The organism is Sedimenticola selenatireducens DSM 17993 (genome assembly GCF_000428045.1).
In the GTDB taxonomy this organism is placed as follows: Bacteria; Pseudomonadota; Gammaproteobacteria; order Chromatiales; family Chromatiaceae; genus Sedimenticola; species Sedimenticola selenatireducens.
In genome coordinates this window covers 85,285-99,346 of sequence record NZ_ATZE01000012.1, presented here as the reverse complement: position 1 = coordinate 99,346, position 14,062 = coordinate 85,285, and the positions used below count along the sequence as shown (strand labels likewise).

The 14,062-nt window shown below is 57.3% G+C and carries 13 protein-coding genes; 8 read left to right on the top strand and 5 right to left on the bottom strand.

Annotation, left to right across the window (positions count from 1 at the left end; genetic code table 11):
- The first annotated feature begins 87 nt into the window (after positions 1–87).
- On the top strand, positions 88–981 hold the full coding sequence (locus tag A3GO_RS0111245) for a DMT family transporter (RefSeq protein WP_029133486.1): 894 nt from the start codon (positions 88–90) through the stop codon (positions 979–981).
- A complete protein-coding gene (locus tag A3GO_RS23620; protein ID WP_051302212.1) occupies positions 974–1,852 on the top strand; it encodes a methylated-DNA--[protein]-cysteine S-methyltransferase in 879 nt (292 codons plus the stop codon). The genes A3GO_RS0111245 and A3GO_RS23620 overlap by 8 nt, the downstream gene beginning before the upstream one ends.
- On the opposite strand, the gene mutS is transcribed toward A3GO_RS23620, so the two are convergent.
- Positions 1,825–4,398, bottom strand: coding sequence for a DNA mismatch repair protein MutS (gene mutS, locus A3GO_RS0111235; protein ID WP_029133485.1), 2,574 nt, complete (start codon positions 4,396–4,398; stop codon positions 1,825–1,827). The genes A3GO_RS23620 and mutS overlap by 28 nt on opposite strands.
- 214 nt (positions 4,399–4,612) lie before the next feature.
- On the opposite strand from mutS, the gene A3GO_RS0111230 reads away from it, so the two are divergent.
- A complete protein-coding gene (locus tag A3GO_RS0111230) occupies positions 4,613–5,932 on the top strand; it encodes a tyrosine-type recombinase/integrase (protein ID WP_029133484.1) in 1,320 nt (439 codons plus the stop codon).
- 14 nt (positions 5,933–5,946) lie between these two features.
- On the opposite strand, the gene A3GO_RS0111225 is transcribed toward A3GO_RS0111230, so the two are convergent.
- The 4 genes from A3GO_RS0111225 to A3GO_RS0111210 all read right to left on the bottom strand — a co-directional run bounded on the left by A3GO_RS0111225 (position 5,947) and on the right by A3GO_RS0111210 (position 9,074).
- Positions 5,947–7,275 (bottom strand): HipA domain-containing protein, encoded by a 1,329-nt coding sequence (locus A3GO_RS0111225; protein ID WP_029133483.1) that lies wholly within the window; start codon positions 7,273–7,275, stop codon positions 5,947–5,949.
- Positions 7,272–7,565, bottom strand: coding sequence for a helix-turn-helix domain-containing protein (locus A3GO_RS0111220; protein ID WP_029133482.1), 294 nt, complete (start codon positions 7,563–7,565; stop codon positions 7,272–7,274). Before A3GO_RS0111220 ends, A3GO_RS0111225 begins: the two co-directional genes overlap by 4 nt.
- A 215-nt stretch (positions 7,566–7,780) precedes the next feature.
- Positions 7,781–8,038, bottom strand: coding sequence for a helix-turn-helix transcriptional regulator (locus A3GO_RS25750; protein WP_029133481.1), 258 nt, complete (start codon positions 8,036–8,038; stop codon positions 7,781–7,783).
- A gap of 346 nt (positions 8,039–8,384) precedes the next feature.
- The gene (locus A3GO_RS0111210) at positions 8,385–9,074 is read right to left on the bottom strand and encodes a LexA family protein (protein ID WP_037375241.1); all 690 of its coding nucleotides are present in this window, start codon (positions 9,072–9,074) and stop codon (positions 8,385–8,387) included.
- A 219-nt stretch (positions 9,075–9,293) separates the two neighbouring features.
- Here A3GO_RS0111210 and A3GO_RS26710 point away from each other — a divergent pair, with 219 nt between their 5' ends.
- The 5 genes from A3GO_RS26710 (at position 9,294) to A3GO_RS23615 (ending at position 13,812) form a co-directional block, all read left to right on the top strand.
- The gene (locus A3GO_RS26710) at positions 9,294–9,422 is read left to right on the top strand and encodes a hypothetical protein (RefSeq protein ID WP_281179382.1); all 129 of its coding nucleotides are present in this window, start codon (positions 9,294–9,296) and stop codon (positions 9,420–9,422) included.
- A gap of 3 nt (positions 9,423–9,425) precedes the next feature.
- Positions 9,426–11,003: a ParB family protein gene (locus tag A3GO_RS0111200; protein ID WP_051302210.1), complete on the top strand. Its 1,578-nt coding sequence runs from the start codon at positions 9,426–9,428 to the stop codon at positions 11,001–11,003.
- Between the two features lie 5 nt (positions 11,004–11,008).
- Positions 11,009–11,614, top strand: coding sequence for a DUF2857 domain-containing protein (locus tag A3GO_RS0111195; protein ID WP_029133477.1), 606 nt, complete (start codon positions 11,009–11,011; stop codon positions 11,612–11,614).
- Positions 11,607–12,887 (top strand): STY4528 family pathogenicity island replication protein, encoded by a 1,281-nt coding sequence (locus tag A3GO_RS0111190; protein ID WP_051302208.1) that lies wholly within the window; start codon positions 11,607–11,609, stop codon positions 12,885–12,887. Before A3GO_RS0111195 ends, A3GO_RS0111190 begins: the two co-directional genes overlap by 8 nt.
- A gap of 151 nt (positions 12,888–13,038) precedes the next feature.
- The gene (locus A3GO_RS23615) at positions 13,039–13,812 is read left to right on the top strand and encodes a PFL_4669 family integrating conjugative element protein (RefSeq protein ID WP_051302207.1); all 774 of its coding nucleotides are present in this window, start codon (positions 13,039–13,041) and stop codon (positions 13,810–13,812) included.
- The last annotated feature ends 250 nt before the right edge of the window (positions 13,813–14,062 follow it).

The following is a 14,062-nucleotide window of genomic DNA, read 5'->3' as shown; positions in this document are numbered from 1 at the left end:
CGCTATCTATAGTGGGTTCAACAGTTGCCGGTTGACAAACTCTGGTAACAGGATCACCGGTACTCTATTTCCAGTCAGGAGCACGATATGGACAGCGCCAGCCTTGTACGCCTTCTCTGCCTGGCAGCGATCTGGGGTGGCTCGTTTCTGTTCATGCGCATCGGTGCGCCGGTACTGGGGGCGGCCTGGCTGGTGGAGTGGCGGGTCGGTCTGGCGGCGCTGTTTCTGGCTGCTGTGGGCTGGTATCAGCGCAAACGTCTACGGCTTGGTGAGCATTGGCGGCATTACCTGATATTGGGCTTTTTCAACTCGGCACTGCCGTTTCTGCTGTTCAGCTACGCAGCCCAGACGCTGTCCGCCTCGATGCTGTCGATACTGAATGCCACCGCACCGATCTGGGGTGCCGTAATTGTCGCGCTATGGACACGCACCGTGCTGGCCGGGAAAACCCTGGCTGGATTGCTGCTGGGGATTGCCGGTGTCGCCCTGCTGGTGGGTTTTGATCAGGTGGCCCTGCGTCCCGGAGCGTCGCTGGCGATTGCCGCGGCGCTGGGTGCGGCCTTCTGTTACGGCATCGCCTCGACCTATGCCCGCAACGCCCGATCGGTGGATGCCTTCAGCAATGCCCACGGCAGCATGTGGGCCGCCACACTGCTGATGCTGCCGGTAGTGCCGTTTTTTCCCATGTCCGGGACGCCGGACGGGACAGTGATCGCCTCCGTCATTGCGCTGGGTGTCGTCTGTAGTGGTATCGCCTACCTGCTCTATTTCCGCCTGATTCAGGACCTGGGGGCGCCTTCGGCGTTGACCGTGACCTTTCTGATCCCGATGTTCGGCGTGCTCTGGGGACATCTGTTCCTTAATGAGGTGATCGGCTGGTATACCCTGACCGGTTCACTGGTGGTGATCGTCGGCACCGCCCTGGTGACCGGGTTCTCGCCGCGCCAGCTCTATTTTTCCAAGGCGGATCAACATGTCTGAGTTCTCTGCCAGCGAATCGCAGCTTCAGTATCGGCGCATTGCCCGGGCGATCCGCTTTCTGCGTGAACACGCCGATCGGCAACCGGCTTTGGGCGAGGTCGCCGCCGAGGTGGGATTAAGCGAGTACCATTTTCAGCGCCTGTTCAGTCGCTGGGCCGGGGTCTCGCCGAAACGTTTCCTGCAGTATCTGACCAAGGAGCGGGCCAGGGCGGCGTTGCGTGAATCGCGCTCGCTGCTGGATGCCGCATTCGAAGCCGGACTCTCCGGGCCGAGCCGGCTGCATGATCTGATGATCAGTTGTGAGGCGATGACCCCCGGACAGATCAAGGCTCAAGGGGCGGGTCTCGAGATCGGCTACGGCTGGGGCGCCAGCCCCTTCGGCATGGCCCTGATCGCTTGGACGCCACACGGCGTCTGTCACCTCGGGTTCCATGATGAACCGGATCTTTGTTTTGAGGGTGAACTGACCCGGGAATGGCCCGAAGCGTGCCTGCGGCGGGATGAGGCGCAGGCCGGACGACTGGCGGCGCAAATCTTTTCGGCACAGCCCCAGCCGGGCACACTGCACCTGGTACTGTGTGGCACCAATTTTCAGATCAAGGTCTGGGAGGCGCTGCTGCGGGTCGCCGATGGCGAGCTGATCTCTTATTCCCGTCTGGCCGCCCTGACCGGTTCGCCCGGCGCGTCGCGGGCGGTCGGCTCCGCGCTGGCCGTCAACCGGATCGGTTACCTGATCCCCTGTCATCGGGTAATCCGTGAAACCGGTGAGGCCGGGCAGTATCGTTGGGGCAGTGAACGCAAGCTGGTTATTCAGGGCTGGGAGGCGGCGCAGCGTGAAACGGCTCAGTCGCACAGCGACTTGAGCCGATAAAGCTGTTCCAGCGCCTCCCGGGGACTCAGTTCATCGGGGTTGAGCTGGGCCAGCGCCTCCAGGGCGGGCGAGGGGGGTGCCGGTTCTGCTTCCGCGGCAAACAGGGAGAGCTGGCTGGCGTGCTGGTCGCTGTGCCGCTGGGCCGACAGTTCCAGCTCCCGCAACCGCTGACCGGCGCGCTTGATGATGGGACGCGGGACACCGGCCAGGGCCGCCACCTGCAGGCCATAACTCTGGTTGGCGGGGCCTTCCCGCACCGCGTGCAGGAAGACGATGGATTCACCATGCTCCACCGCGTCCAGATGGACATTGGCAATGCCCGGGTACTCCTCCGGCAGGGTGGTTAGCTCAAAATAGTGGGTGGCAAACAGGGTGAAGGCGCGGATGCGGGTGGCCAGCTCCACGGCACAGGCCCAGGCCAGTGACAGGCCGTCGAAGGTGCTGGTGCCGCGGCCGATCTCATCCATCAGCACCAGGCTGTTTTCGCTGGCGTTGTGCAGGATATTGGCGGTCTCCTCCATCTCCACCATGAAGGTGGAGCGGCCGCCCGCCAGATCATCCGAGGCGCCGATGCGGGAGAAGATCCGGTCCACCGGGCCGATCCGGGCTGAACCGGCCGGTACAAAACTGCCGGCATAGGCGAGCAGGACGATCAGCGCGGTCTGGCGCATGTAGGTGGACTTGCCGCCCATGTTGGGCCCGGTGATGATTAGGATGCGCCGCTGGTCGCTGAAATCAACACTGTTGGCGACGAACGGGGCGTCGCTCACCTGCTCCACCACCGGATGCCGTCCATCCTCGATGTGGATGCCGGGGGTGTCATCCAGCTGCGGCGGACTGAGTTGCAGGGTCTCGGCCCGTTCGGCGAAGTTGCTGATCACATCCAGCGCCGCCATGGCTGCGGCGCACTGCTGCAGCGGGGCGATAACCGCCTGGAGGGTCTCCAGCAGCGCCTCGTAAAGCATCTTCTCCCGGGCCAGGGAGCGCTCCCGCGCCGACAGCACCTGGTCCTCGAACTTCTTCAACTCCGGAGTGATGAAGCGTTCGCTGCCCTTGAGGGTCTGGCGGCGTACATAGTCATCCGGGACTTGCTCGGATTTGCTGCGGCTGATCTCGATGTAGTAGCCGTGGACCCGGTTGTAGCTCACCTTCAGGTTGGCGATCCCGGTGCGTTCCTTCTCCCGGCTCTCCAGATCAAGCAGGAACTGATCGGCATTCTGGGACAGGTTGCGCAGCTCATCCAGTTCGTTGTCATAGCCCTCGGCCAGCACACCGCCGTCACGAATCAGCATCGGCGGCTGCTCGATCACGGCGCGCCGGAGCAGGTCCACGGTGTCGGGATGGGTGCCGCACTCACCGGCCAGTCGCTGCAGCAGCGGGGCGTCCAGTGTCGCCAGTTGTGATTGCAAGTCTGGCAGTTGGCCGAGGGAGTCCCGCAGGGTCGCCAGATCCCTTGGCCGTGCGCTCTTCAGCGCCACCCGTGCCAGGATGCGCTCGATATCACCAATGCCATTCAGGCACTCCTGCAGTTCTGGAAACGCCTGCTGTTGCAGCAGCAGGCCGATGGCGTCGTGGCGTTCCCGAACCTGGGTGATGTCGCGCAGCGGGCGGTTGATCCAGCGCCGCAGCAGGCGGCTGCCCATCGGCGTGGTGGTGCGATCCAGGATGCCGGCCAGGGTATGCTGGGCCTGGCCGCTGAGGCTGTTGTCCAGCTCCAGGTTGCGCCGTGTGGCGGCATCGATAATGATCGCCTCCTCGCGCCGTTCCACCGAGAGACCGCGCAGATGGGGCAGGGCGCTCTGCTGGGTATCCTTGACATATTGCAGCAGGCAGCCGGCGGCACCGATGGCCAGCGGCAGGTCGGTGCAGCCGAACCCCCCCAGGTCGCGGGTGCCGAACTGACGGGTCAGCAGCCGTTCCGCGCTGTCCCGGTCAAAATGCCAGGCAGCCCGGCGGGTGGTGCCACCGGGGGCGGTGAGGCCATCCGGCAGGGCGTAGTCCTCCATCAGCAGCAGTTCCGCCGGGTGCAGTCTTTCCAGCTCGCCCGCCAGTGCCTCGCTGCTGGCCAGTTGCTGTACCACGAAGCGGCCGCTGCTGAGGTCAAGGGTGGCGAGACCGAAATGGTCGGCCTGCTGAACCAGGGCGGCCAGCAGGTTGTCGCGTCGCTCTTCCAGCAGGGCGTCATCGGTGACGGTGCCGGGGGTGACAATGCGCTGCACCTTGCGCTCCACCGGCCCCTTGCTGGTGGCCGGGTCGCCCACTTGTTCGCAGATCGCCACCGACTCGCCCTGTTTGACCAGTTTCGCCAGGTAGCCCTCGGCGGCGTGATAGGGGATGCCGGCCATCGGGATCGGCTGGCCGGCCGACTGGCCCCGCTTGGTCAGGGTGATATTGAGCAGCCGCGCGGCACGTTCCGCATCGCCATAAAACAGCTCATAGAAATCCCCCATGCGGTAGAACACCAGCATATCCGGATAGTCGGCCTTGATACGCAGGTACTGCTGCATCATTGGGGTGTGTTGTTCTTTTTTTTCTAATGAACTCATGCCGTTACGCTGTGCTACTTATTGATTTCTATATATTTATCGTTTTTCCGTCGTCTCTTGCGGTCTCATCGAGTCTCACGAAATATCATCCAATCTCAGGAAAAAGTGTAACTTGAAGTGTAACTTATGTTGGTGTAACTTTTTCCTTTAAATCCAAAAGTTACACTTTTTTCCATTGCGTCGGACAAACTGACATCAATTCAAGAGGATGCCAATGGCAACAGTACAGAATACCAAACCTTTGTCTTCCAGGACAGTGGAGACGATGAAGCCGGGAGATAAAATCAAGGCCGACAAGGGGGAAAACATCGGCTTGCGAGTGAAATGCGGGGCTACCGGATTAAAGACATTTTTCTATCGCTATACCAGCCCGATCACCTCAAAGCTCGTTCAGGTGAAAATCGGCAACTTCCCGGAGACCTCCCTGGCCGAAGCGAGATTGAAGCTCCAGGAACTGAAACAAATTCGTCGCCAGGGGCGTTGTCCGGCAACTGAGGCCAAAGAGGAGAAACGGCAGAAACAGCAGGAACGGGAGCAAGACCAGGAATTGGAACTGGGACAACGATCGTCAGTTGAGAAATCCTTCACTGTGGAGAAACTCGTAGAGCTCTACCTGACCCAGTATATCGAAGACCGGAAATCTCCAAGCGGAAAGGTCATCGCCGGCGCACGAAAACCGAAAGGTCAGTCTGAGACGCGCAGAACCCTCTATGGCGATGTGATTCCCAAGTTGGGGGAAATGGCGGCAAATACTGTCACGCGAAAGGCCGTGGTAGATATGGTCATGGCAATTGTTAAACGTGGGGCAAATGTTCAGGCAGGAAATGTATTGAGAGAGCTTACCGCTGCCTACGAGTTTGCGATTGGTCTGGGCTATTTCTCAGATGAGTTCGCAAATCCGGCACTCCTTGCCAAATCAGGTCTCAGGCAGGCCAAAGTGAAACTTACCCATCAACGAGGAAAAAGAGTCCTCTCTGATACCGAGTTGGCGACGTTGCTGAAATGGTTGCCGGGTGCTGACTATACGGCAACACAGAAAAATGTTCTTCGATTTACCCTCTGGACAGGGTGTCGAACCGGAGAGGTATGCAATGCGGCTTGGCAGGATATTGATCTGGAGAAGCAGACCTTTCATATCAGGGAGAGCAAGACCGGAACCGAGCGCTATGTTCAGCTTCCTCGCCAAGCAGTGGAATTTTTGACTGCACTACGTATGACTACAGGTGATTACCTATTTCCCTCCCAGAAGACGAAACTACCCATCCAGCAAAAGCAGCTTACCGAGCAGGCTTGGAGAATGAGGCAGGCTGACACGATGATAAAAATCCCTACATGGACTCCTCATGATCTGCGCAGGAGCGTCAGAACAGGGTTGTCGCGCCTGCAATGCCCCAATGAGGTGGCTGAAGCGGCCCTAGGGCATTCGCGTAAGGGGATTGAAGGAACCTACGATTTGCACCGGTACGAGGCGGAGTGTAGGCAGTGGTTACAGAAGTGGGCGGATCATCTGGACTCGCTCATTGGAACGGGTTGAAGCTGCACCCGCTTCTATTCAATTACCACTTTCGCAATCATTTTCGCATCGATTTCCAGTCGCTCAGCCTGTTGCAGGGCCAGGTCCGAGATCTTCTGCAGCATGGCGCGCTCTTCCTCAATGTAATTGGGCAGAGACAGTAATGTCGGCAGCTGGATTCTGAGCGCTTTGATTATCCGGTTCATCTCACGCACCAGAAGGCGGCGTTCTATGCCGCAGCGGTCGGAAAAGTCTGCCCAATCGAAGGCGCGGACTTTAGTCATATCGAACTCGTCTCCGATGGCCATGGCAAATTCGTGTTCGATATCCGGATAGATACACACCGAAACCAGGTCGTAAGCAGGGGCGAGGCGCAGGCCGCCCGGCTCGACTAGAAACGAGATATTTTTGCCATGGGCATCACTATTGCCGATCAGGTATTGCAGGATCGCCCAACGGATCAGCGTCATGCGCGTGGCCGCTTGAGACTGGGTGAGCGGAGCGATGGTGAAGAGCTTCTCGAAACTGACGCCGTCCCGAATATTGGCGACATCACGCCCACTGCCGAAATTGCGTTCATACTTGTGGTTGACGCTGAGATTGAGCACCTGGCAGCTATCCACCGCATGTAAACGCTCGACATGGCGGTTGTTTTTGATGCGGTCGAAGCGTTTGACCATCAGTACCGGTTCCGGTACGCGTAGAATCTCTACCTCGGCTGAGGGTATACCGAGCGCGGCAGCCAGCTTCAGGCAAAAGTGCTCATTGGCTACCAGCCTGGATAGCTTTGGGTTCATCGGCTCCGGTTTGAGGATATGCGTCGAAGCCAGCTGGCCTTCCACCAGGAAGAGCTTTCCTTCCTCATCAACATAGACCGCCAGTTTATCCTGGTAACCGGCAATGGACATGCGTACCCGGCCGTCCCATACATTGAAGGGACGATTGGCCCGGTCATGGATGCGCTCGGAGAGCTCTTCAAAGGTGACTTCACGCACGATCGGTTCAACCCGGGCCGGCAGGGTGCCTTCAGGCAACAGGGCAAGCGCACCGGTACTCTCCTGGCCCAGCCAGCGCAGCAGACCAAACAGGTTGCCTTTTGAGACCGTGTGCGCAGCCGCCGCATCCTCCAGGGCTTTGCCTTCGGGCAGCAGATTCTCAAAGAAGCGGCGTACGTTGACCGAGTGCAGTTCATCCGTTTGGTCGTCCGGACGCCGAAACGGGAGGGCGGGGGAGATTGGATAAGCGCCGCTATTCGTCATCCAGGTCTGTTCGTATTCAAAAGAGAAGCGCCCGGTATCGTCGTGATAGCTCAGGGTGCCAACCGGTTGTTCACCAATCCAGGCCGAAAGGCTGTGGGTTGTCATGATGGCTGACGCTTGATGGCGGCAATTGCCTGGGGTTGCGCCGATTTTGGTACCGCCAGCAGGGTGAGCCCCAGTTGCTGTGCAACCGCCAAGGCCTTGTCCAGGCCGACGGAACGGTTGCCATTTTCAAGATCCGAGAGCAGCTGAACCGAAACTCCGCACAGTGCAGCGGCATCATCGATGCGCAGTTGTTGTTGCGTGCGCAGGCTGCGTACAAACGCGCCAAACGCCTCAACCGAATCGACGACTGGGGAGGTGGGTAGGGGTAAGGGCGTAATTTTTCTGGCCATAAAGTTTCTCCAATAAAAGAAACTATAGGTCGATGTTGGGCAATAAGTCAATAATTACTTAAAAACAAGAAATATATGTGGAGTGGTGGGTAATGTGCAGTATATTTATTAATTATGAGAAATAAAAGTGGCCAAAGCGGGTTATAGGCGATGAATGGAGGTTATTGTCCCAAGTTAACTCCAGCAGCTAATTGGAAGGGGGGGGAATCGCTCAATCAATTGGCCAGAGTCTGCCGCTTTTCAATGAGAATTTTTACCACGGCTTGAAGTTCCTCCGTCGTTTTTCCCGAGGCATATGCACTTAATACCGTATCCACTTCATGGGCCAGCCAGCCGACAGAACGATTACCGAGGGAAACCCCGGGAGGGAACAGGCCTTCACTGATTCGACGATATAGGGTCGCGTGACTCATCCCGGTTCGATTTAACACCGCTGGCTTTCTTTCGATTCGGATTGGGTGAGGCTCAGGCATGCGCGATGAATACCCAAGGTGGGGGTTGCTGTGCGATTGTTGCTTGCCTCATGAGTTCACATGTTCCACCGTGCCTTGATGCGCAGTTCATGCTAACGGTGGTCGTGTGAGAAAGACACGGAAAAGCGGGCAGGCAGGTGCTATTTCGGGTGATGATAATGTCCATGCCAAAACTTTAGCACGGTGCCAATTTAATGAGCAAAGAGAAAATGTTTAGCAGGCGGATAAATCAGCTAACCGAGACGAGCTGAGTAGGATTTCTATCAGGGTTACGCTGTTGTATCCAGGTAGCGATGATCAAACAGGCAAACAAATTTTCCCAAGCAGATTTTTCAGGAAATTGTTCTTAAACCATCTCTCCCTTAAACACCACAACCCCACAGATCCGGGCATTCTGGTTGACCTCGATGATCCGGTTTGGCCACTCCGGATTCAGCGCCTTGAGGTACTGACGGCCTTCCTCGACGATAAGTTGTTTGAAGGTGGCCTCTGCGGTGTCTTCGATCATGACGACCACGTATTTTCCATGGATCGGGTCCACATGAGGATCCACGAAGATCAAATCGCCATCATGAAACTTGGGTTCCATGCTGATGCCGCGTACGCGCAGGACATAAGAATCATTGCTGCAACTGACAGGGCAGGGCAGCAACTCCTGACCGTATTGGGGTTGGTAACCTTCGGCGATTTCCATCCATTCGCCAGCCTGTACCCAGGAGATCACTGGGCATAGGCTGCGGATATCCGGCCCGATGTGCGCATTGACTTCAGTGCCAGCGATGTGTGACTCGTCCCGTTCGTCCTTATGCGGTGTGTCCATCCACCCCTCCTGCTTGTCCATTCCGCGTTCCAGTTTTTCCGCCAGATCGTCGCCGATGCCCCGCGGAGTACCTTTCTTCGTACGCATCTGACGCCGGACCTGACTGATATAGGAACTGTTGGTGCCGACGCGTTCGGCCAGTTTCGCAGCAGAGCCGGCTTCAGCAATCAGAAGCTCGAGATTCTTCAACCGAATTTTTTCTGGAATGCGCATCATGCATGCAATATAGCAGAAATTTAGCACAAAGATAAACATTTAGTTGGCGAGTTAGCTTGCTGATAGATATGCATGGTGCTAATGTCCGGCATCATGAAGCTAAGGACATTTTTGAAATATGCCACCAAGCGGGAACGCGCAGAGTTGGCTACCGTCTGCAACGATTCAGTTGCTTATTTGTATCAGCTGGCTGGTAAGCACCGGCATGCGAGCCCCCAGATGGCGACACGTATTGAGCAGGTCAGCCATCGGGTGGCGGACCGATCAGGAGGACGGCTGGAGCCGGTGCCGCGGGAAAGCCTGGTCCGTTACCCGGAGATCTTCGTCGGCCTGCAGGGATGGGAATGACCAATGGCTGGCAAACCCACAACGCCGCCTGCGAATTTGTCGATCTCACAACCGGCAGAAGCAACCACCAGCCCGGCGCCACAGATGATCGACATCTCCCGAATTCAGCCATACGAGCACAATCCGCGTCACGGCCGCAATCCCGAATATGACCGGATCAGAGACTCGATCCGCAATACCGGTCTGGACCAACCTTTGGTGGTCACGCAGCGGCCAGATGCGGCTGACTTTATCGTCCATGCTGGTGGTAATACGCGGCTGATCATACTGAAGGAGTTATTCGCCGAGACCGGTGATCAACGTTTTGCCGCAGTACCTTGCCTGCTCAAAGCCTGGTGCTGCGAATCCGATGTCCTGCTGGCGCATCTTCGGGAAAACGACCTGCGGGGAGGCCTTACTTTCATCGATAAGGCGCGCGCTGTTTGCGAAGCGCAAAAATTGCTTGCCGAAGAACTCGGTCTCGATGTGATCTCTCAAAGGCGTCTCGAAACAGAACTCCGCCGTGCTGGGTATCGCATCACCCAGGCGCGTATTTCCCAGATGGTATACACCGTCGATCGATTGTTACCCGTCATCCCCATTGCGCTTGAAGGCGGACTCGGCAGGCCGCATGTCGAACGCATTCGCAGATTGGAGCGTGCCGCTCACAAGATTTGGCAGGATCGGTGTTCCGAGTCGGCAGAGGATTTCGAAGAGGTCTTCACGACACTATGCAAACGGTACGATAGCCCTGACTGGGACACAGATGTGCTCCGCAGCGCATTTGAATCTGAAATTGCCGCTGCATTGGATGTCAGCATTCATACCATACGCGTGATGCTCGATGCCGAGATAGCCGGCAGGGAACTGGTGATTCCAGAGGCCGAAATGGAACCGGATCCGGATGAGGATTCATCAGAACTTGAGCGCCCTACAGACGAATCGTTCGATGCTGACCAGGATGATGGAGGTTCGCGTGTATCCAGTTCGGATCGAGCATCCACTGATGAGTTACCACCGGAACTACCGGATCAGTCGAATCCCGGGAAAGTACCGCTTCCTGGTCTGCCAGATGACGATGTCAAAGAGACTTCTGAGCCTGACACCGAGCTACCGAATCTCACCAACGATACCAGCCCGAATGATCTGAAGTCTTTGCGTGGCCGAGCCTGGACGCTTGCGACACGACTGGCCCAGCGAAACGGCATGGCGGACCTCGTTGAAGCAGTGTCCGGCAAGGGATTGGGATTCGTGTTACGCGATGTTCCAGATCCCACCCTGGCGGATCAGCTCGACGAGGATAGTTTGAGTCAGCTCACCATGCTTTGGTGGCAGTTGGCGGCCTGTGCTGAGATGACCTTTGCGCCGCTCGAGGCCATTCTGCCGCTGCTGCCGGACGAATCCATCCTTCGCCGTGCACTCGAGACCGAAGATGCCGATCTGTTATTCAGCAGTATCTGGACACTGGATCCGGGTCACACCGGCTATCGGCTCTGGCGGCCGCTCGATGATCGGGACTGGCGAGATCTGCTGGCCTTGATGGATACCTATCGACGCATCCGACGTATCGCCGCGGATACCGGTGTATCGGTCTGGGAGTAGATGCGATGGAAAGCACGAAGGAATCCGATCTGGTCACTGCCGTATTGATGTATGCCATTCGCTGCCTGGCAGAAGGGGACCACGTGGCCCTGCAAAACATGAAATTCGGTCCACGTGAGATCGAGGCTCTGCGGGAGATGAACGTCTCGGACCTGTACCGTGTTGAATCGCTTCGTGCCCACTGTTTGGATATCGCCCTGAATCGACAGGTGTACTGGCCGATGATCGATCACCTGCGGGTGCAGCGCGAATCGGAAGAAACCCTGCAGTCGCTGATCGCAGCCGATGCGCCGCATGAGATGCTGTTGATCCTGTTCGGATTGAACGCCCGTGATTACGGCCGGTTAAGGCGTACCCTGTCTGTGAGCCCTTCGGTCGGGCGTCCCCCCGAAGCCGATGAGGAAAGTTCCAACCGGCTCTGGCAGGCCTGGTCGAGCCGGGTCGATGGGGAGACAACTGGATTACTCGCGCCCAATGATTACCTGGAACTCCACCGGGAGACTGGGGTGCCGATGCGCGCCATCTGGAACCTGACCCAGAGATGGGCCCAGTACGGAAACCTGACCGGCCAGAATGACGATGGTGCCGCTCAGGTAGGTGATGATGGATGAGCAGACAGGCGTCATTCGTCCGGAAACACTCGCCCTCGATAAACTGATCAAGGCCACCATCGCTCGTGTGGAGGCATCACGCGATGGCGGTGCTGCCGACACGGTCCTTTTCCTCGGAAACCGGCACCAATCTTTTCCCACTGCGGTAATCCGTGACCCGGTACTCGAGCCTGTCGACAAACTGGTGTGGATGGTCATCATGCTGGCGGTTCGGGAGACGGGGGCTAATACCGCTTTTCCGAGTTATGAAACCATTTCCCGTATGGTCAATGTTTCATCGCGTTCTACGATCGCCCGTGCGATTGCCATCCTGCGTGCCTCGCGCTGGTTGACCCTCTGTGGTCGTATGCGTAAAGCCAGCGGGCGGTTTCGCGGTAACGTCTATGCACTGCACGACGAGCCCTTGCCACTGGCCGATGTGATCCACCTGGATGGCGACTACATGGCCTTTCTGAATAAGGCCGTGAGCCATGGTCATGCCCGGGTGCGTACAGTGGCCAAGGGTGTGCTGGCGTCCATTGATGAGGATGTCGGGGGCGGGCGTGACGTATGCGCCCTGGAGCATCCAATCGAACGGCGGATACAGTCTGTGGTGAGCACAGGTAACGAAGGTCTACGCCGGTTCTTCTCGTTTACCTGCGATGCTATCCAGCAGATTCGTCATGATTCTATGGGCAACAGGCAGGCGCGGGATCACCATGACCAAAATTCGAACTCGGTTGAGACCCAAGTTCGAAAATCGAACGTACAAAAATCGAACTCAGGTTGTAGTAGTAGTAATAATAATAAAAAAACAACTACTACTTCTGGTGAGAGTGCGTCGAAATTTATGCATGCCGGTGAGCACGGAGAATCGCTGGTATATCCGCGGCGCCTGGGCGACAACCAGAGAGACATTGCAAACCGCTATCTTTTCACCCTTGCCCCAGAGGATCGCCAGCCGATTCTTGATGAACTGGAGGGGCGGTTCCAGGCCGAGCAAAAGGGCATGAAGCCGGTCTATGACGAGATCAGTTTCCTGTTCCGTCTCTGTGAATTGATGAAATCGGGCGAGTTTGTGCCCAATCTCGGCATTAAGGTTCGGGATGCCCGGCGCGCACGGGAGACCCAGCGTCAACAGGCATCACGCCACGACACAGCCACTGAACCGAAGGAGACTGACGAGCAACGCCAGAAGCGCATGGCGCTGGCAAAGGTACGGATGGATGAGATGCGGAAGGCGTTGGGAATGCTAACAAATAAGGAGTCAGCATCAGAAGCTAACGAGACATAAGGTTTTCTCAAGGTGATTCCACTGGAATCACCTGTCGAAATTCGAACTCGATATACAACCCTCCCATTTGTCGACGGGATTTTCCCTTGTTCATAACGAGTGCGCATGCGTTTATACGCGCAAACTCATGCAACAAGGAAACCGACAACCCGTGACCACGGAAAACCCGATTCCCAAACCGACCGATGCTGACAAACTGGGTCCACTGCGTGGCCAGGTCTGGCTAACGCTGCAGACGAACCAGGCTCGTCGGCTGATTCGTGGTCGTAACGGCACGAAGGGACAATCGCCGATCATCGGTCTGGGGCTATTCGCTGAACGGCTGCGACTGATCTGGCAGGCATCGCGTAATGATGATCCGTATGCAGACTGGTGGCTAATCAAGGTACATGACGCCATTGAGGATCGGGAGGCGCTATTCCAGCGTCTCCAGCGGGATCTGGATGAGCGGTTGACACAGATGGGTTCGATAGAGGTCGACGTTGCCGTGTCTGAGCGACCCTACCGGATGCCGCTACAGTTCGCCAACCCCTATGCTTATCAAGCCGCACGCCTCGTGTCGACATACGATGCCCTGGTTTGTGGCGCACTAACTGCCAGCCACATCGGTGTGCTGGATCGTGCATCGCGTGACCAAATCATTGAGCTGGGCGCACGCAAGATCCGTGGCCTGTTCATGATTCCTCAGGGTTATCGCTTTCTGCGCATCGAGCGGTCTGATATTCAGAAAGGCAACGACAAGAATACGCAGGCTGTCCAGTTCATGGGAGTAGTTCCCGATGATGTATTGAGTGGCAAACGTCGTGCACCGATGGCGCCAACTCAACGACACTTGTCCTCGGGATACTCCAGGAATCTCAGACTGCATTCCGCACCCACCGCACCGGCCACAGCTCCTTTCCCTGACGAAAACGACGACACGTGATGTATCGGGTTTCCTCTGGTCTGCCAGGTACGTGTCTCCATAATCCTGAGCTTGTTTGAAGTCAGTGGGGCCGTCTTGTCATGGCAAAAGCACAACCTGGAACCCGAGTCACCATACAGCTTGATCCCCGTGTGGCGCTGGAGTCTGTCCTGCTAAACCGACACAGACAAGTGCCCGCTAACCGCCGGCAGGAATGGTTGCGTGGGTTGCTGGTTCAGGGTTTTCGATCCGAGATCGAATCGCTACGCGG

What these genes read in the sequence shown, in the direction of transcription:
- A3GO_RS0111245 (WP_029133486.1), top strand. Translation starts at nt 88, where the DNA reads ATGGACAGCGCCAGCCTTGTACGCCTTCTCTGCCTGGCAGCGATCTGG.
- A3GO_RS0111200 (WP_051302210.1), top strand. Translation starts at nt 9,426, where the DNA reads ATGGCTGGCAAACCCACAACGCCGCCTGCGAATTTGTCGATCTCACAA.
- A3GO_RS0111225 (WP_029133483.1), bottom strand. Translation starts at nt 7,275, where the DNA reads ATGACAACCCACAGCCTTTCGGCCTGGATTGGTGAACAACCGGTTGGC.
- A3GO_RS0111230 (WP_029133484.1), top strand. Translation starts at nt 4,613, where the DNA reads ATGGCAACAGTACAGAATACCAAACCTTTGTCTTCCAGGACAGTGGAG.
- A3GO_RS0111190 (WP_051302208.1), top strand. Translation starts at nt 11,607, where the DNA reads ATGGATGAGCAGACAGGCGTCATTCGTCCGGAAACACTCGCCCTCGAT.
- A3GO_RS25750 (WP_029133481.1), bottom strand. Translation starts at nt 8,038, where the DNA reads ATGCCTGAGCCTCACCCAATCCGAATCGAAAGAAAGCCAGCGGTGTTA.
- A3GO_RS0111220 (WP_029133482.1), bottom strand. Translation starts at nt 7,565, where the DNA reads ATGGCCAGAAAAATTACGCCCTTACCCCTACCCACCTCCCCAGTCGTC.
- A3GO_RS26710 (WP_281179382.1), top strand. Translation starts at nt 9,294, where the DNA reads ATGGCGACACGTATTGAGCAGGTCAGCCATCGGGTGGCGGACCGATCA.
- A3GO_RS0111210 (WP_037375241.1), bottom strand. Translation starts at nt 9,074, where the DNA reads ATGATGCGCATTCCAGAAAAAATTCGGTTGAAGAATCTCGAGCTTCTG.
- mutS (WP_029133485.1), bottom strand. Translation starts at nt 4,398, where the DNA reads ATGAGTTCATTAGAAAAAAAAGAACAACACACCCCAATGATGCAGCAG.
- A3GO_RS0111195 (WP_029133477.1), top strand. Translation starts at nt 11,009, where the DNA reads ATGGAAAGCACGAAGGAATCCGATCTGGTCACTGCCGTATTGATGTAT.
- A3GO_RS23620 (WP_051302212.1), top strand. Translation starts at nt 974, where the DNA reads ATGTCTGAGTTCTCTGCCAGCGAATCGCAGCTTCAGTATCGGCGCATT.